This window comes from Microbacterium sp. HSID17254 (genome assembly GCF_003989315.1).
Classification (GTDB): domain Bacteria; phylum Actinomycetota; class Actinomycetes; order Actinomycetales; family Microbacteriaceae; genus Microbacterium.
The window spans coordinates 38,849-56,387 of the sequence record NZ_RBLT01000020.1; the positions used below are offsets into that span (position 1 = coordinate 38,849).

The 17,539-nt window shown below is 71.3% G+C and carries 17 protein-coding genes; 9 read left to right on the top strand and 8 right to left on the bottom strand.

Annotated elements, in window-relative coordinates; genetic code table 11:
- Positions 1-37: 37 nt before the first annotated feature.
- The gene (locus D8M34_RS12265) at positions 38-925 is read left to right on the top strand and encodes a LacI family DNA-binding transcriptional regulator (RefSeq protein ID WP_238695652.1); all 888 of its coding nucleotides are present in this window, start codon (positions 38-40) and stop codon (positions 923-925) included.
- Between the two features lie 11 nt (positions 926-936).
- Here D8M34_RS12265 and D8M34_RS12270 read toward each other — a convergent pair whose 3' ends face one another.
- On the bottom strand, positions 937-1,746 hold the full coding sequence (locus D8M34_RS12270) for a DeoR/GlpR family DNA-binding transcription regulator (protein WP_025105387.1): 810 nt from the start codon (positions 1,744-1,746) through the stop codon (positions 937-939).
- A gap of 80 nt (positions 1,747-1,826) precedes the next feature.
- Between D8M34_RS12270 and D8M34_RS12275 the strand changes: the two genes are divergently transcribed.
- The 7 genes from D8M34_RS12275 (at position 1,827) to D8M34_RS12305 (ending at position 8,218) form a co-directional block, all read left to right on the top strand.
- Positions 1,827-2,801 carry an acetylxylan esterase gene (locus D8M34_RS12275; protein WP_126894146.1) on the top strand — a complete coding sequence of 325 codons (975 nt, stop codon included), beginning with the start codon at positions 1,827-1,829 and terminating at the stop codon, positions 2,799-2,801.
- Between the two features lie 123 nt (positions 2,802-2,924).
- Positions 2,925-3,500: a glucose-6-phosphate isomerase family protein gene (locus D8M34_RS12280; protein WP_025105385.1), complete on the top strand. Its 576-nt coding sequence runs from the start codon at positions 2,925-2,927 to the stop codon at positions 3,498-3,500.
- Positions 3,501-3,509: 9 nt separating this feature from the next.
- Positions 3,510-5,000 carry a xylulokinase gene (gene xylB, locus D8M34_RS12285; protein ID WP_126894147.1) on the top strand — a complete coding sequence of 497 codons (1,491 nt, stop codon included), beginning with the start codon at positions 3,510-3,512 and terminating at the stop codon, positions 4,998-5,000.
- Positions 5,000-5,977 (top strand): phosphoglycerate dehydrogenase, encoded by a 978-nt coding sequence (locus tag D8M34_RS12290; RefSeq protein WP_238695653.1) that lies wholly within the window; start codon positions 5,000-5,002, stop codon positions 5,975-5,977. The genes xylB and D8M34_RS12290 overlap by 1 nt, the downstream gene beginning before the upstream one ends.
- The gene (locus tag D8M34_RS12295; protein WP_126894148.1) at positions 5,974-6,930 is read left to right on the top strand and encodes a shikimate dehydrogenase; all 957 of its coding nucleotides are present in this window, start codon (positions 5,974-5,976) and stop codon (positions 6,928-6,930) included. The genes D8M34_RS12290 and D8M34_RS12295 overlap by 4 nt, the downstream gene beginning before the upstream one ends.
- Positions 6,930-7,898 (top strand): phosphotriesterase family protein, encoded by a 969-nt coding sequence (locus D8M34_RS12300; RefSeq protein ID WP_126894149.1) that lies wholly within the window; start codon positions 6,930-6,932, stop codon positions 7,896-7,898. The genes D8M34_RS12295 and D8M34_RS12300 overlap by 1 nt, the downstream gene beginning before the upstream one ends.
- Before the next feature lie 23 nt (positions 7,899-7,921).
- Positions 7,922-8,218, top strand: a complete 297-nt coding sequence (locus D8M34_RS12305) for a putative quinol monooxygenase (RefSeq protein WP_126894150.1) — start codon at positions 7,922-7,924, stop codon at positions 8,216-8,218.
- 686 nt (positions 8,219-8,904) lie between these two features.
- Here the strand turns inward: D8M34_RS12305 and D8M34_RS12310 are convergent.
- The 4 genes from D8M34_RS12310 to D8M34_RS12325 form a co-directional block, all read right to left on the bottom strand.
- Entirely contained in the window at positions 8,905-9,906 is a 1,002-nt protein-coding gene (locus D8M34_RS12310; RefSeq protein ID WP_126894151.1) for an ABC transporter substrate-binding protein, read from the bottom strand.
- A 134-nt stretch (positions 9,907-10,040) separates the two neighbouring features.
- Positions 10,041-11,075, bottom strand: coding sequence for an ABC transporter permease (locus D8M34_RS12315; RefSeq protein ID WP_025105378.1), 1,035 nt, complete (start codon positions 11,073-11,075; stop codon positions 10,041-10,043).
- The gene (locus tag D8M34_RS12320; protein WP_025105377.1) at positions 11,075-12,577 is read right to left on the bottom strand and encodes a sugar ABC transporter ATP-binding protein; all 1,503 of its coding nucleotides are present in this window, start codon (positions 12,575-12,577) and stop codon (positions 11,075-11,077) included. The genes D8M34_RS12315 and D8M34_RS12320 overlap by 1 nt, the downstream gene beginning before the upstream one ends.
- Positions 12,578-12,756: 179 nt before the next feature.
- Positions 12,757-13,626, bottom strand: a complete 870-nt coding sequence (locus D8M34_RS12325; protein WP_126894152.1) for a sugar phosphate isomerase/epimerase family protein — start codon at positions 13,624-13,626, stop codon at positions 12,757-12,759.
- Between the two features lie 188 nt (positions 13,627-13,814).
- On the opposite strand from D8M34_RS12325, the gene D8M34_RS12330 reads away from it, so the two are divergent.
- Positions 13,815-14,816 carry a LacI family DNA-binding transcriptional regulator gene (locus tag D8M34_RS12330; RefSeq protein ID WP_126894153.1) on the top strand — a complete coding sequence of 334 codons (1,002 nt, stop codon included), beginning with the start codon at positions 13,815-13,817 and terminating at the stop codon, positions 14,814-14,816.
- A 9-nt stretch (positions 14,817-14,825) separates the two neighbouring features.
- Here D8M34_RS12330 and D8M34_RS12335 read toward each other — a convergent pair whose 3' ends face one another.
- From D8M34_RS12335 to D8M34_RS12345, 3 genes are read right to left on the bottom strand one after another with little or no spacing between them, the layout of a single operon-like run.
- Entirely contained in the window at positions 14,826-15,245 is a 420-nt protein-coding gene (locus D8M34_RS12335) for an RbsD/FucU family protein (RefSeq protein WP_025105374.1), read from the bottom strand.
- A gap of 25 nt (positions 15,246-15,270) precedes the next feature.
- Complete coding sequence (locus D8M34_RS12340) at positions 15,271-16,239, bottom strand: aldo/keto reductase (protein WP_126894154.1); 969 nt, start codon at positions 16,237-16,239, stop codon at positions 15,271-15,273.
- Positions 16,226-17,521, bottom strand: a complete 1,296-nt coding sequence (locus D8M34_RS12345; RefSeq protein WP_101848828.1) for an L-fuconate dehydratase — start codon at positions 17,519-17,521, stop codon at positions 16,226-16,228. The genes D8M34_RS12340 and D8M34_RS12345 overlap by 14 nt, the downstream gene beginning before the upstream one ends.
- Positions 17,522-17,539: the final 18 nt, after the last annotated feature.

Here is a 17,539-nt window from a genome sequence, read left to right on the forward strand (position 1 = left end):
TCCCGGCGGAGACCGTCGTCCCTCCAGGAGGCCGCAGGTGACCACCTCGCCCGGCGGCCGCGTGCTCCCCGTCGCGCGGGCCACCCGCACGGGACTCATCGCGCTCGCGGTGCCGCATCTGGAGGAGCCGTACTTCGCGGAGCTCGGCTCGCGCATCGTCCGCGGCGCCGACGACCGAGGGCTGGCGGTGCTCATCGTGCAGACCGAGGGGGATCACGGCCGCGAGATCGATGTCGCCAACGGCGTCGGCCTGCCGCCCATCGACGGGCTCATCCACATCCCGCGCTCGCTCACGGTCGCCGACCTCACGCGCCGCACCTCCCCCGGGCCGCTCGTGCTGCTGGGCGAGCACATTCAGGTGAGCCCGTTCACGCACGTCACGATCGACAACCGCGCCGCTGCCTACACCGCCACCGAGCACCTGCTCGCGGTCGGCTGCCGCCGCATCGGCTTCGTCGGACGCCGCGACGCCCGCCCCTCGGACGCCGCCGACCGTCGGCACGCCGGGTACCTGGAGGCCCTGGCGGCCGCCGGGATCCCCGCCGACCCCGCCCTCACCGCGCAGGTCGACGCCTTCACGGCCGAGGAGGGCGAGCGCGTGGCGGGCGCCATGGCCGCCGCGATCCCCGATCTCGACGGCATCGTCTGCTCGAACGACTCGGTCGCCCTCGGTGCACTGGCCGCTCTCCAGGCCCAGGGGCGGAGCGTGCCGGGAGACGTCGCCGTCGTCGGCATCGACGACATCCGAGCCGCACGCTTCGCCGTGCCCGCCCTCAGCACCATCGCCCCCGACCACGCCCGCCTGGTGGACGCGGCGTTCACGGAGCTCGAACGGCAGATCGCCGCGCCGCCGGGAGCCGATCTCCCGGTGCGGCACGTGACGGTCGGCGCCCGGCTGATCCCGCGGGCGAGCACGGCCCGATGACGGCGGCGGACTCAGTCCGCGAGGGCCGTCGCGAGCGCACGCTCGTCGCCGCCGTCGCGCGGCGCGACGTGCAGGGTGCCGACGTGGGCCGCGAGCAGCTCCCGGGCGCCGTCGTCGAGGCCGTCGTCGGTGACGAGGCGGTCGATGTCGCTGAGGTCGGCGACGGTCGTGAGTCCGACCACACCCCAGCGGGTGTGCTCGGCGAGGACGACGACCTCCCGGCCCGCAGCCATGAGCGCCCGGTTGGTCTCGGCCTCCAGCAGGTTCATGGTCGTGATGCCGGCCTGCTCGTCGAGGCCGTGGGCGTCGAGGAACACGAGATCGCAGTGCAGGTGCTCCAGGGCGCGGACCGCGACCGGCCCGACGAGGGCCTGCGAGGGCGTGCGCACGCCCCCGGTGAGCACGACCGTCTGCGTGTACGGGGCGTCGGCGCGATCCGGCGGCGAGAACAGGTCGGAGACCGGCAGGGCGTTCGTGACGATCGTGAGCTCGGGGACGCGCACGAGCTCCCGCGCGAGCGCCAGGGCCGTGGGTCCGCCGGAGATGCCGACCGCCATTCCGGGCTCCACGAGATCCGCGGCCGCCGCGACGATCGCGCGCCGTTCGGCCGAGGCCGCCGGAGCCGGAACCAGACGTTGGAGGCCCCGCGCCCGCACGCCGCCACGGATGCGCTCGACCGCGCCCTCCTCGGCCAGCTGATCGATGTCGCGCCGCACGGTCATCTCGCTGACCTGCAGCGTGGCCGCGAGCTCGCCGATGGACGCGGTACCGCGATCGCGGGTCAGGGCGAGGATGCGCTCGCGTCGTTCCGTGACCAGCACGCGGTCTCCTTCCGATGGAGCCTCCAGTCTGCCACGCACCCCCGCCCGCCCCACTCCCGGAACAGGATCCCTCAGCCCGCATGACCTTCCCCGAGCCCTACGCCACCTGGTTCCCCGATGCCACGTTCGACGGCAGCTACGGCCGCACCGAAGCCGACCTCCGTGCCGTGCGCCCCGTGCCCGCGCCGCACGGGTTCGCCGACCGCTGGCGACGCTGGCGGCGGGAGGCCGCCGCGGTGGACGCCGCCCCCGTGGTCCTCTCCACCTCCGAGGAGCACGGCCGTCGGATGTCCGTCGTCGAGCATGCCGGCGTCGACGGTGTGCGGCTGCGGGCCTGGGTGGTCGAACCCCTCGACGGCCCTCCCCGCGCGGGCGTCGTGCACGGCCACGGCTACGGGGGTCGCGACGCGGCCGATCTCGCCCGGGTGCCGGACGACGTCGCGGCGATCTATCCCGTGGCCCGCGGGCTCGGCGTGCTGAACGCGGGGATCGGAGCGCCCGAGCCGACCCCCGAGCACGTGCTCGCGGGCATCGACGATCCGGAGCGCTACGTGCTCGGCCTCTGCGCCCGTGACCTGTGGCTGGCGGCCGACGTCCTCGTCTCGGTCGTCGGCGCGCTTCCTCTCTACTACGTCGGGGAGAGCTTCGGCGGCGGCATCGGCGCGCTCGCCCTGCCGTGGGACGACCGGTTCGTGGGGGCCACCCTCATCGTGCCGAGCTTCGGCCAGTACGACGAACGGCTGGCGGTGCCATGCCTGGGGAGCGGGGAGACCGTGCGTCAGCACGTCGTGCGGCACCCCGAGGCCCGCGAGGTGCTGCGCTGGTTCGACTCCTCCACCGCGATCGGGTTCACGGAGGTGCCAGTCCGGGTCGAGGCGGCCCTGTGGGACCAGTACGTGCCGCCGCAAGGGCAGTTCGCGGTCGCCGCCGGGGCCCGCGCCCTCGACCTGGCCGTCCTTCCCGCCGGTCACGCCGAGTACCCGGGGTCGGCGGAGGTGACGGCGGCCGCCATCCGCGGCGGGCGCGACCACCTCGAGCGCGTACTCGCCGGCTGACGGCCGTCGGGCGCGCGTCCTCCTCCGCGCAGGAGAGCACTGGACGCAACCTGTCATAACAGGTACAGTGAGCTTGTCATTACAGGTTGCGCGACGACGCAGCACCCGTTTCGAGGAGCATGGATGCCCGAGTACCAGACCCCGCCGATCTCCCCGATGGCGATCGCCTTCGACGCCGAGAAGCTCACCCTCTCCCCCGAAGGCCCCACCCTGACCCGGCGGATGTCCGACCTCGAGGGCCTGTTCCGCGACCACGACGCCTGGGCGGCCGCCGCCGCGGGCGAGGACCCGATCGTCTACACGGTCGTCAGCTCGCCGGTCCCCGAGATCGAGCGGGAGCTGCCGCAGTCGATCACCACGATCATGCCCGGCGACACGGGCGGCGAGCTCTGGATGACGAAGGGCCACCAGCACCCCGACCACCAGGGCGAGATCTACCTCGCGCTGCACGGCCGCGGCGGACTGCTCATGTTCGACGGCGAGCGCACCGAGTGGCTCGACATGCTCCCCGGCACCATCGGCTACATCCCGCCGGGCTGGGCGCACCGCTCCGTGAACACCGGGGACGAGCCGTACTCCTTCCTCGCCGTGTACCCGGGAGGCGCCGGCCACGACTACGGCTGGGTGCTGGAGCACGGCATGGGCTCGCGGGCGTTCCGCGCGGAGTCCGGCGTCGACCTGCGCCCCTACGCGGAATAGGCTCCGGCCATGATCATCGCCCACGACCTCGGCACCACCGGGAACAAGGCGTCCCTGCACCACGACGACGGTCGTCTGATCGCCGCGGTCACCGTGCCGTACCCGGCCCACTTCGCGGCCGGCGGCGTCGCTGAGCAGGACCCGGCCGACTGGTGGCACGCGGTCGTCACGGCGACCCGCGACCTCCTCTCGCGCACCGGCACCGCCGCCGCCGAGGTCGCGGGCCTCGTGGTCAGCGGACAGATGATGGGCGCCGTGCTGCTCGACGCCGACGGCGAGCCCGCACGACCCGCGATCATCTGGGCCGACACCCGCGCCGGCGCCCAGCAGCGCGAGCTCGAGGCGGCGGTCGGTGCCGAGCACGCCTACGGGATCCTCGGCCACCGCCTGAACCCCACCTACTCCCTCGAGAAGATCATGTGGGTGCGCGACAACGAACCCGAGGTGTGGCAGCGCGTGCGCCGGGTGTGCGTCGCCAAGGACTTCATCGTGCTGCGGCTGACCGGGCGGCTCGCCACGGACCGGTCGGACGCCTCGGGCACCAATGCGTACGACCAGGTCGCGGGCACGTGGTCGCCGGAGATCCTCGCCGCCGCGCGGCTCGACCCCGCCCTCTTCCCCGAGATCCTGGAGTCGACGCAGATCGCGGGCCCGCTCACGCCCGCCGCGGCCGAGGCGCTCGGGCTGCACATCGGCGTCCAGGTCGTGATGGGCGGGGGCGACGGACCGCTCGCCGCAGTCGGCTCCGGCGTCGTGGCCCCGGAGGACGGCGCCTACGTGTGCCTCGGCACCTCCTCCTGGATCTCCTTCGCGGCCGACGCCCCGCTGCACGACCCCGCGATGCGCACCTTCACGTTCGACAACGTCGTGCCCGCGTCGTTCGTGCCGACCGCGACCATGCAGGCCGGCGGCGCCTCGGTGCAGTGGATCGCCGAAGCCCTCTCCGTCGACCCCGCACACCCCGAGACGGGGCGCCTCGTCGCCGAAGCCGCGAGCGACATCGACACCGACGACCTCTACTTCCTCCCGTACCTGCTCGGCGAGCGCTCCCCGCTGTGGGACCCGGATGCGCGCGGGGCCTTCGTCGGTCTCGCCCGCCACCACGGGCGCGCCCACCTCGTGCGCGCGGTCCTCGAGGGGACGGCGTTCAACCTCCTCACCTGCATCCAGGCGTTCCGCGAGGCCGGCGCGACGATCGACCGCATCGACGCCGTCGGCGGCGGGGCGCAGAGCGACGTCTACCTCGCCGTCCTCGCGGACGTGTGGGGCGTGCCGGTGCGGCGCCGCACGATCGTGGAGGAGGCGAACAGCCTCGGTGCCGCGGTCACGGGAGCCGTCGGCCTCGGCCTCACCGACTTCTCCGCCGCCCGGGCGCTCAGCGAGGTCACCGCCGAGTTCACGCCCGACCCGTCCCGGCATGCGGTCTACGCCGAGCGCCACGCCCGCTTCACCGACGCGTACACGGCCCTCGCACCGTGGTTCGCGGGAAGGCCGCGCTGATGGGCGTCATCCTCGTCACGAGCCGCTCCTTCTCGGACGGCGACCTCGACTTGGTCGGGCGCGCCGCGCAGGCCGGACACCGTATCCTCCGCGGACCCGCCCATCACGACCTCGACGAGCTGCGCGTGCTGCTGCACGGTGCCGACGCCTGGATCGCCGGCACCGGACCGGTCACCGACGCGCACCTCGCTGCCGGCCCGAAGCTCAAGGTCGTGGCGCGCTACGGGGTCGGCACGGAGGCGGTGGACCTCGCGGCGGCGCGCAACCGCGGCATCCCGGTCACGAACACCCCCGGCGCGAACGCGGATGCGGTCGCCGACCACGCGGTCGGCCTCATGCTCGCCGCCCTGCGCACCATCCCGGACGGCGACCGCCGCGTGCGGACCGGCGACTGGAGCGTGCGCCGCGGACGGGAGCTCGGCGCCGCGACCGTCGGCATCGTCGGCTTCGGGCGGATCGGCCAAGGGGTCGCGCGGCGACTGAGCGGGTTCGGCCCGCGGCTGCTCGCCTCCGACCCGTTCCTCCCCGCCGACCTCGTGCGGGACCACGGCGCCGACCCCCTCGGCCTCGATGACCTGTTCCGCACCGCCGACGTGATCACCCTGCACGCCCCCGGCGGTCAGCGCCTCGTCGACGCCGAGCGCCTCGCCGTGATGCGACCCGGCACCGTACTCGTCAACACGGCCCGCGGCGACCTCGTGGATGAGCAGGCCGTGGCGGACGCGCTGCGTGACGGCACCCTCGCCGGGTACGCCGCCGACACTCTCGACGGCGACACCGCCGCGCACGACAGTCCCCTGCTCGACCCTGCTCTCGCCGACCGCGTCATCGTCACCCCGCACCTCGGTGCCCAGACCACCCAGGCCGTCGACAACATGGGAGAGCTGTCGCTCGCGGATGTGCTCGCCGTCCTCCGCGGCGCCGACCCCGCCCACCCCGTGCCCCTGCCCGCGTCCGCTCCCGAGGAGAACCGATGACCACCGCCGCGACGTCCGCCGCACCGTCAGCCCCCGCCACCGCCGACTACATGGGCTTCGTCGGCGTCACCACCGCCTCGTCGTCGATCATGAAGGTGTTCCCGCTGTGGGCCGACATCCTCGGCCTCCCCACCCGGACCCTCGTCGGCCACGACCTGCCGATGGACGCCGACCCCGCGCAGTACCGCGCCATGGTCGAGCAGATCCGCGATGACCCGCACCACCGCGGCGCGCTGGTCACCACGCACAAGATGAACGTGTACGCGGCGGCGTCCGACCTGTTCGACGACCTCGACCCGTTCGCCGTGTCCTGTGCCGAGATCTCCAGCATCGCCAAGCGCGGGTCCACGCTGTCCGGCCGCGCGAAGGACCCGATCACGGTCGACCTGGCGCTGCGCGACTTCCTCCCCGCCGACCACTTCGCGCGCACCGGGGCCGAGGTCGTCATCCTGGGTGCGGGCGGATCGGGCACCGCGCTGAGCTGGGCCCTCGCCGAGCGGGAGGATGCCCCGGCCCTCATCACCGTCACCGCGCGCACGCAGGACAAGCTCGACCACCTCCGCGAGGTGCACCGCCAGCACGGCACTCCCGAGGGACTGCTCCGCTACGTCGTCACCGAGACGCCGGAGGAGGCCGATGCCCTGGTCGCCGCCGCGCCCGCGGGATCGGTCATCGCGAACGCCACCGGGCTCGGCAAGGACCGCCCGGGCTCCCCGCTGACCGACGCCGTCGTGTTCCCCGAGGGCGCGTACGCGTGGGAGTTCAACTACCGCGGCTCCCTGGAGTTCCTGCACCAGGCCGAGGCACAGGAGGACGACCGCGCGCTGTATGTGGTCGACGGCTGGCGGTACTTCATCCACGGCTGGTCGCAGGTCGTGGCGGACGTGTTCGACCTCGACCTCACGCCGGAGACCGTCGAGCGCCTCGCGGAGGCCGCGGAGTCGGTGCGCTGATGCCCGCCGTGCGGACCGTCCTCGGCGACCTCGACCCGTCGCGGCTCGGGCGCGTGGACTACCACGAGCACCTCTTCCAGGTGTCGCCGCTGCTGGTCGGGGACGAGCTCGACGACGAGGCCGCGTCCGGCGAGGAGGCCGGTCTGCTGCGGGCGAGCGGCTTCGAGGCCATGGTCGACGCCACCCCGTTCGGCCTCGGCCGCGACCCGGCCGCCGTCGCCCGCATCAGCGCCGCGACCGGACTGCACGTGGTCGCCACGACGGGCCGGCACCGTGAGGCCCACTACGGCCCCGACCACCCGATGCAGGTGTGGGGCGCGGACCGCCTCGCCGCCCTGTTCGTGTCCGACCTCACGCGGGGGATGCCGGCGGACGACACCGCGGTGTTCGAGACGCCCGACGTGCCTCTCGCCGCGGGTCCCGACGGGCAGCCCGTCCGCGCCGGCATGCTCAAGGGCGGGGCCGACTACTGGCGCCTCAGTCCGTTCGAGCGGACGACCCTCGTCGCCGTCGCTCAGGCGCACCGGGAGACCGGAGCCCCCGTCATGGTGCATCTGGAGTTCGGCACCGCGGCCCACGAGGTCCTCGACCTGCTGGCGGCCGAGGGGGTGCCGGCGGATCGCGTCGTGCTGGCCCACGCCGACCGCGACCCCGATCCCGGTCTGCACGTCGCGTTGGCCGAGCGCGGCGCCCACCTTGGGTACGACGGCTTCGCCCGCCCGCGCACCCGCTCCGACGCCGAGCTGCTGGCCCTCACGGTCGCCGTGGTGGAGCGGGGTGCCGGTGACCGGATCCTGCTCGGGGGCGACGTCGCCCGGCGCACCCGGTACATCGCGTACGGCGGCATGCCCGGTCTCGCCTACCTCGGCGACCGCTACCTTCCCCGGCTCCGCGAGGCCGTGGGTGACGACGCCGTGCACCGGATGCTCGTGACGACCCCCGCGCGCTTCCTGGCCCTCCACTCCTGACCACCCGAACCCGAGGAGTCGTCATGCCCGAACCCACCGTCCTCCACGCCGTCTTCACCGCGCAGCCCGGAGCCGCCGACCGGGTCGCCGCGCTGCTGCGGGACTTCGCCGAGGTCGTCCGCGCCGAGGAGGGCAACATCGTCTTCGAGGCCCACCGCCTCGTCGACGACCCTGACCGCTTCTTCGTCTACGAGGTCTACCGCGACGAGGACGCCTTCCAGGCCCACCTCCACGCACCCGCCGGCGTCCCCTTCAACGCCGCCCTGCAGGAGCTCATCGTCGAGCCCACTTCGATCCTCACGTTCCTCCGCCCCCTCTGACCCCCTCCTCCCCTCCGTCTCCCCCCCTCCTCCCTCCGTCTCCCCCTCCCTGTTTCACCTGCACGACCTCGCGACGCCCGCACGCCCGTTCCGACCTCCCCGTCATGCCCTCGTCCCCCCGTCCTGCATCCGTCCCTCGTCGTGCCCCGTCCCCCGGGGACGGTCCCCTCGGGCTGACCGCCCCCGACCCGAACGACTCCACTCGGCCATCCGGTTTCACCTGCACACCCCTACCACGACTGCACGACCGATCCGCCCCTTCGGCCACACATCGGTCCCCGCGTCGTGCATCCGTCTCACAGTCGTGGATCCGTCCCTCGGGCTGACCGTCCCCCGTGCCGAACGACTCCACTCGGCCCTCCGGTTTCACCTGCACGCCCCTGTCACGACTGCACGACCGAACTACCCATCCGGCCACGCATCGGTCCCCACGTCGTGCATCCGTCCCATCCACGGCCCAGCCCCAGACCCTCCCCGGACCTAGACCCCAGACCCACCCGGCTCCGGACCCGGTTCGTCTGCACGACCCCGATACGGGTGCACGAGGAAACCGGGGATCCGGTCGTGCAGTCGCCCCGGGATCGTGCAGCCGGACCACGGACCCACGGACCACGGACCCACGGACCGGAGTCCCCCCGGACACGACGAAGCCCCCCGCCCGAAGGCGAGGGGCTCCGTCGTGCGAGTCACTCGTAGAGGACCGCGGCGATCTTGTCGTCGTCGATGTTGTTCTTGTCGTACCAGTAGGAACCGGTGTCGTAGAACTCCTCGACGTCGTCGCCGTTGGCCGCGTCGTAGGCCGCCTGCACGACCTGGGCGCCGATGCCGATCGGGTCCTGCGTGATGGCGCCGGCCATGGTGCCGTCCTTGATGGCGTTGATCTGGGCCGCACCGGAGTCGAAGCCGACGATGGTGATCTTGCCCTTCTCGAGGCCGAGCTCGTTCACGGCGTTCACGACGCCGATGGCCGAGCCCTCGTTGGTGCCGTAGATGCCCTTGAGGTCGGGGTGGGCCGCGATGAGCGTCTTGGCGATGTCGGCCGACTTCAGGTGGTCGCCGTCACCGTACTGGATGTCGACGATCTCGATGTCGGGGTAGTCCGCCTCGATCTTCTCGACGAAGCCGTCGCGACGCTCGACACCGGTCGAGTTGATCTGCGAGTGGCCGACGATGGCGACCTCACCCTCGCCGCCGATCAGCTCGGCCATGTGCTCGGCCGCCAGCGCGCCGGCGACCTTGCTGTCCGTCGCGGAGAGGCTGAGTCCGACGTCGCCGTTGCACGGGGCGTCGAAGTAGACGACGGGGATGTCCTTCGACTTCGCCTGCTCGAGCGGGGCGACGCACGCCTCGGGGTCGAGGGCGGCGTAGGCGATGGCGTCCGGGTTCTTGTCGATCGCGGCGGTCAGCATCTCGAGCTGCTGCGCGATCTCGGTCTCGGCGGCCGGGCCCTCGAAGGTGATCTTGACGCCCAGCTCCTGGGCCTTCTCCTCCGCGCCCTTCTTGACGGCCTGCCAGAACTGGTGCTGGAAGCCCTTCGAGACCATGGCGATGTACATCTCGCCGTCGCCACTGCCGGTGTCGCCGCCCGAGCCCTCTTCGATCACGTCGCCGCCGCCGGCACAGCCGGCGAACACGAGCGCGGATGCGGCCACGAGTGCCGCGAATGCGGTCTTCTTGCCGAATTTCATGGAAACTCCGTTGTTCTGTGTGGGTGCCGGCCAGGACCGGCGGGTGGACATTCGTGGTGCCTGTGCGGAGGGTTCCGCGGGGTCCGGCCGGAGCCGGGGACGGCGGCGGGCACGGGTTTCGCCGCCGCCGTGTCTCAGGTCCGCTGGCGGTTGCGCAGCGAGTCGAGGAAGACGGCCAGCAGGACGACGACGCCGACGACGATGTTCTGCCACTCGGGCTGGATCGACATGATCCGGAGGCCGTTGACGAGGACGCTCATGATGAGCGCACCGATCACGGTGCCGAGGATCGAGCCGCGGCCGCCGAGCAGCGAGGTGCCGCCGATGATCACGGCCGCGATGGCCTGCAGCTCGTAGCCGGTGCCGATCTGCGGCTGCGCCGAGTCGAGGCGGGCGGCGATCACGATGCCCGCGATGCCGGTGAAGGCGCCGGCGAACATGTAGATGAGGATCGTCCAGCGGCGGGTGTTGACGCCGGAGAGGCGCGTGGCCTCCTCGTTCGATCCGATCGCGAAGGTGTACCGGCCGAGCAGCGTCTTCGACAGCACGAGCCAGGCGACGATCGCGAGGGCCGCGGTGATGAGCACCGCGTTCGGGATGCCGGGGATGAGCACGCCGAGCGCGATCTTCTTGAAGTCGGGAGCCGAGGTCGAGAAGTAGATCGGCGCGACGTTCGAGATCACGAGGGCGAGGCCGCCCGCGATCATCATCATGGCCAGGGTCGCGATGAACGGAGGCAGTCGCAGGAACGTGATGTTGACGCCGTTCACCAGCCCCATGAGCACACCGGTCGCGATGCCGCCGAGCACGCCCACCCACACCGGCAGGCCGAGGTTGGTGATGAGGACACCGGTCATCACCGCGCAGAGCGCCATGCCGGTGCCGATCGACAGGTCGATGCCGCCCGTGATGATGACGAACGTCGTGCCGAGGGCGAGGATGCCGATGACCGCGGTCGACAGCAGCACCGTGGCGATGTTGCTGAAGGTGAAGAAGTTCGGGCTGGCGATCGAGAAGAAGATGACCAGGACGATCAGGGTGCCGAACGCGAGCGACTGCTGGAACTGCCGCTTGAGGAACCCGGCGACGTCGCGCTTGTCGGTGTCCTCGTTGACGGCCGTCTGGATGATCGTCGTCGTCGACGATCCGGACTGCTGTGGGGTGCTCATCAGTCTTCCTCCCCGTGGGCTGCGAGTTGCATGATCTTCTCCTGGCTGGCTTCCTCGTTGCGGAGCGTCCCGGTGATGCGACCGTTCGCGAACACGGCGATGCGGTTCGCGACCCGGAGGATCTCGGGGAGCTCCGACGAGATGACGATGATGGACTTGCCCGCGTCGGCGAGCTGCTGCATGAGGCGGTAGATCTCCTCCTTCGCGCCGACGTCGATGCCTCGCGTCGGCTCGTCGAAGATGAGGATGTCGCAGTCGCGCATCAGCCACCGGGCGATGACGACCTTCTGCTGGTTCCCTCCGGAGAGGAGCTTGACGACCTGGTTGACCGAGGGGGTCTTCACCCGCAGCTGCTGGACGTACTCCTTCGTGCGGTTCTTGGCCTTGCTGTCGCCCATCCACCCGATGCCGTTGGCGTAGGAGCCGAGCGACGCGAGCACGGTGTTGAAGGTGACGTCCTGCTCCAGCATGAGGCCGAGCAGCTTGCGGTCCTCGGAGAGGTAGCCGACGCCGTGCTTGACCGCGTCGGCGGGCTGCGCGATGCGGACGGTGCGCCCACCGATCGTGATCGTGCCGCCGTCACGGTGGTCCGCGCCGATGACGGCACGGGCGGTCTCCGTGCGGCCGGCGCCCATGAGGCCGGCGAATCCGAGGATCTCGCCCTTGTGCAGCTGGAACGACACGTCCTTGAGGAGCTTCCGCGTGGAGAGCCCCTGCACGTCGAGCACGATCGGGTCGTTGAGGTGCTCCCGCGCCTGCGGGCGGGTGCCCTCGTCGATCACGCGGCCGACCATCATCTCGATGATCGTCGGAATCGTGATCTCGGACTTGTCGAGTGATCCGATGTATGTGCCGTCGCGGAGCACGGTCACCCGGTCCGCCAGGCGGCGCAGCTCGTCCATGCGGTGCGAGATGTACACGATGCCGGTGCCACGGGCCTTGAGCTGCTCGATGAGGACGAAGAGGGTCTCGACCTCGCTGTCGGTGAGGGCCGACGTCGGCTCGTCCATGATGAGGACCTTGGCGTTGAAGGACAGCGCCTTGGCGATCTCGACCATCTGCTGCTCGGCCACCGTCAGCTCGCCCACGCGCTGGCGGGGGTCGAGGTGGATGTCGAGGCGCTGCAGCAGCTCGGCCGTCTGCCGGTTGAGCTTCCGCTCCGACAGGAACGGACCCGTCGTGGGTTCGCGGCCGACGTAGATGTTCTGCGCGACCGTGAGGTCGGGCATCAGGTTGAGCTCCTGGTGGATGATCGTGATCCCCAGCTCCTGCGCCTGCAGCGGGCTGGTGAGCTCGACCTCCTGCCCCTCGAACGTGATCGTGCCCTCGTCCTTGGTGTAGATCCCGGAGAGGATCTTCATCAGGGTGGACTTGCCGGCACCGTTCTCACCCACGAGCACGAGCACCTCGCCGGCGCGCACCTCGAGATGCACGTCCTTCAGCGCCTGGACACCGGGGAATCCCTTGCTGATCCCCTCGACCCTCAGGATGGGTCCACTCATGCGCTCACCTGCTTCCTTGAAGGTTCTGTCGCGATTGCGGCGGACCGTTCCGCCGTAAACATCGGATCAATTCTGCGACCTGCACCCGGGTCAGTGCAAGTTGTATCTAAATGTATCTAACGATCGGCGGCGAGGGAAGACCTGTAATAACATCTTGATCTCGAACCGCCGCCCGGGCGTCAGTGGAGGCGGATCGAGTCCACCGCGACGAGCTTGTCGCGGATGTAGGCGTTCGCGTGCGCACCCAGCTCGTCGTTGTCGGTCCAGAGGTTGCGCCAGATGCCGAGCATGCGGCTGAGGTCGGGCGCCACCACCGCCGAGGAGAACGACTCAAACACGATGGGGCCGTCGTAGCCGATGCGCCCGAGCGCCTTGAAGAACGTGTCGAAGTCGACCGTCCCGGTGCCGAGATAGCCGCGGTGGCTCTCGCCGATGTGCACGTACCGCAGGGCGGGAGCCGCATCGAGCACCGGCGCGAACATATCCGACTCCTCGATGTTCATGTGGTACGTGTCCAGGTGGATCCCGAGGTTCGGGCGGTCGACCTCGCCGAGGTACGCCAGCGCCTGCCGTGCCGTGTTCAGCACGTTGGTCTCGTAGCGGTTCACGACCTCGAGCGAGACCGAGACCCCCCGCTCGGCGGCGTGGTCGGCGACCCGGGCGATCGTGCGACGGCTCGATGCGAGACCTTCGGGCGTGACCGGATCCATGTACTTCTTCATGGCGCTGTAGATCACCCCGCAGAAGTGCGCACCGCCGAGGTCGGCGAGCACGTCGACCGCGCGGAGCAGGAGCGCCTCGCCCGCGGCGACCACGGCGGGGTCGCCGCTCGTGATGTCGGTCTCGTCGGAGAGCCCGAGCGAGGCACTGACCGCGAGTCCGTGCTCCGCGAGGGCGGCCTGGGCGGCGGCGACGTCGAACGAGAACGGGTCCATCAAGGGGAACTCGATGAGGTCGAAGCCCGCCTGCTTCGTCTTCTCGACCGCGAGCCGGATGCCGTCCGCGTCGAAGGTCCCCGTCCAGACGAGTCCGTGGCAGCCGATGTTCATGAGCGCTCCTCCGGCGGGTGTCCGGCACCGTCGCCGCGCGGACTTGGCACGTTACAAGCCCGGTGTGCGAGTCACGCTACGTCGCCATCCGTCGGGGTGTCAAGAACTTTCTTGGCACGTTACAACTGGTCCGCTAGCCTGGGCCTCATCCGGCCGCGCGCCTGCGGCCCCACCGCCGAAGGAGGCCCATGCCCGCGAGCGTGAAGGATGTCGCGGCTCTCGCGGGGGTGTCGGCATCGACCGTGTCGAACTACCTCAATCACCCGCACGTCCTCGGCGCCGCCAGCCGCGAGCGGGTGCGGGCGGCGATCGCCGAGCTCGGCTTCGTGCCGAACGAATCGGCCCGCCAGCTCCGCGCCGGGTCGAGCAAAGCCCTCGCCCTCATCCTCCTCGACGCCTGGCTGCCGTACTTCAACGACCTGTCCCGCGGCGTCGACGACGTGGCCCGTGAGGGCGGCTGGTCGCTCTTCTTCAGCGACAGCGCCCGCGATGCCGCCCGCGAGGAGCAGAACATCGACATGTTCGAGGCCCACCGGGTGCAGGGCATCGTCATCTACCCGCGCGGCGATGTCGTGCCACGGCTGGAACAGCTCGCGACTCGCGGGATCCGCTCGGTGGTCGTCGGCCCCATCCGGGATTCGCCCTCCGTCGCCGCGGTCACCTTCGACGACCGCGGCGGCGGACGGCTGGCCGGCGAGCACCTGCTCTCCCTCGGCCGTCGCCGCATCCTGTTCCTCGGAGCCCCGACGGTGAGCCAGTCGAACGATCGTCTCGCCGGGCTGCGCGACGCGGTGGCGGGGACCGACGCCCGTATCTCCGTCCTCGACGTCGAGCATCTCACGACCGAAGACGGCCTCCGGGCCGGGGCGCACCTGACGGATCTCCCGGCGGAAGAGCGTCCCGACGCGGTCTTCGCCGCGAACGACGGGGTGGCCCTCGGCGTGCTGACACAGCTGCTCCGCCACGGCATCCGGGTGCCGGAGGAGATCGCCCTCGTCGGGTTCGACGACGTGGCCGCCGCACACCAGGGCGTGGTGCCGCTGACGAGCATCCGGCAGCCCGGCTACGAGATCGGTCGCGCCGCCGGGGCCGCGCTGCTGCAGCTCCTCGCCGATCCGACCGCCGCGCCTCCGGCACCCACGCCGTTCCCCGCCGAGCTCATCGTGCGGGAGTCGACCGTCGGGCGCTGAACCCCCGGGTCAGGCCGAGGGGTGGCCGACCACACCCTTCCGGAGGAGTGCGTTGCCGTACTTGCGCGTCTCTCCCGTGCGCACCATGAGGTACGCCTCCTTCGCCACCTCGTAGTACGCGAAGCGCTCGACGAAGCGCGTGGTGTCGAGTTCCGTGCCGGCGGCGGCCATGAGTTCGCGCTGCACGTCCAGCACCTCGCCGTCGGCAGAGGTCATCAGATCGATGCCCGGCGCGTCGTCGAGCGGCAGCACGCTGCGGATGGCCGCGACGACCTCGGGCGTGGTGGTGCCGGGAAGATCGACCACGCGCGCCCCGAGACCCCAGGCCGGGAAGTGCGCGTCGGCGACGACCACGGCGTCGGAGTGCCCCATCCGGTCGAGATGCAGCAGCAGCTCCCCGGTCAGCAGCGGGTGGATTCCTTCGAGCACGGCGGCTCCTCTCGGTGGATGGAGGTCAGGAGGCGGGGATCAGGCCCTCGGCCGCGAGGTTCTCCCACAGGGCCGACGGGATCTCCCGGGCAGCGTACTCCGCGTTCTGCCGGAGCTGCGCCGGGCGACTGCCGCCGACCACCACGGAGCGCACCACGTCGGACTGGAGCGGGAACCGGATCGCCGCGGCCGGCAGGGGCACGTCGTGATCGGCGCACACCGCAGCGATGCGCACGAGGCGGTCCCACAGCTCGTCGGGGAGCTGTCCGTACTCGTACCGGCCGTCCCTCCGCGGCTCGTTCGCCGCGAGGAGTCCGGAGTTGAACACCGACGCCGCGACGATCCCCGTCCCGGTCTCGCGGCACGCGGGCAGCACGTCGACCGCGGCGGGCTGCTCCAGCAGCGTGTACCGACCGGCCACCATCACGAGGTCGAGGTCGGCGGAGCGCACGGATGCCGCGAGGGCGTCCGACACCATCGACCCGATGCCGATCGCGGTCACCTCGCCGTCCGCGCGCAGCTGCTCCAGGGCAGGAAGAGCCTCGGCGAGCGCGAGGTCGAGGTCGTGCCGCTCCGGGTCGTGCAGATAGAGAAGGTCGATGCGCTCGATGCCGAGCCGCTCGCGGGACTCGTCCAGGCTCGTCCGGATGCCGTCCGCCGAGAAATCCCACACGCGCTGGAGGTCGTCCGGCACGTGGAAGTCGTTCGCGGTGTCGAGGCCGCCGGCGTGGTCGGGGTTCGGGCGCAGCAGCCGGCCGACCTTGGTCGAGAGCACGTACTCGTCCCGCGGCTTGGTCTGCAGGAAGGCACCCAGACGACGCTCGGAGAGCCCGAGGCCGTAGTGCGGAGCGGTATCGTAGAAGCGGATGCCGCTCTCCCACGCCGCGTCCAGCACCGCCCACGCGTCGTCGTCGGACAGCTCACGGAAGAGGTTGCCGACGTTCGCGGCACCGTAGCCGAGCGTCGGGACGGTCAGGCGGTCAGGCGTGGACATGCGCGCCCGTCCAGGTGTACTCCGCGATGCTGTCGGCCTTCATCTCCATGCCCGTACCCGGCGCGGTCGGGGCCATGTAGGAGCCGCCCTGGATGTCGGTCGGCACGACGAAGTGCTCATGCAGGTGGTCGACGAACTCGATCAGGCGGCCCTCGCGGGTCCCAGAAACGGCGACGAAGTCGAACATCGACAGGTGCTGCACGGCCTCGCACAGCCCCACGCCGCCGGCGTGCGGGCACACCGGCACGTCGAACTTCGCCGCGAGCAGCAGGTTGGCGATGTTCTCGTTGACCCCCGCGACGCGGACGGCGTCGATCTGCATGACCGAGATCGCGTCGGCCTGCAGGAGCTGCTTGAAGATCATCCGGTTCTGCGCGTGCTCACCGGTGGCGACACGGATGGGCGCGACGCCGCGGGCGATCTCGGCGTGGCCGAGGATGTCGTCGGGGCTCGTGGGCTCCTCGATCCAGGCGGGGTGGAACTCGGCGAGCGCGTTCACCCATTCGATCGCCTCGGACACCTCCCAGCGCTGGTTGGCGTCGATCGCGATGGGGAAGTCCGGGCCGCACACCTCGCGCGCCTTCCGGAAGCGGCGGATGTCGTCGTCGAGGTCGGCACCGACCTTGAGCTTGATCTGCGTGAAGCCGTCGGCCATGGCCTCGCGGGCGAGGCGCTCGAGCTTCTCGTCGGAGTAGCCGAGCCAGCCGGGGCTGGTCGTGTAGCCGGGGTAGCCGGTGGCGAGGAGCTGCTGCTCGCGCTCGGCCCGGCCGGGCTCCGCCGCGCGCAGGATCTCCAGCGCCTCCTCGCGGGTGAGGGCGTTGGTGAGGTAGCGGAAGTCGACGAGATCGACGAGCTCCTCCGGGGTCATCCGGGCGAGCAGCTGCCAGAGCGGCAGGCCCGCGCGCTTGGCCTTGATGTCCCACAGCGCGTTGACGACCGCGCCGATGGCCATGTGCATGACGCCCTTCTCCGGGCCCAGCCAGCGGAGCTGCGAGTCGCCGATGATCTCGCGGAACGTGCCGCCCATGTCGTCGAGCAGCGGCTCGATCTCACGCCCGACGAGGTGCCCGGCGAGCGCGTCGATGGCGGCGACCTGCACGTCGTTGCCGCGGCCGATCGTGAAGACGAAGGCGTGCCCCTCGATGCCGTCGCCGGCGTCCGTGCGGACGATGACGTACGCGGCAGAGTAGTCGGGGTCCGGGTTCATCGCGTCGGAGCCGTCCAGGCTCAGCGACGTGGGGAAGCGGATGTCGGTGGTGTCGAGGGCGACGATACGGCTCACGGGGTTCCTCTCCATGCG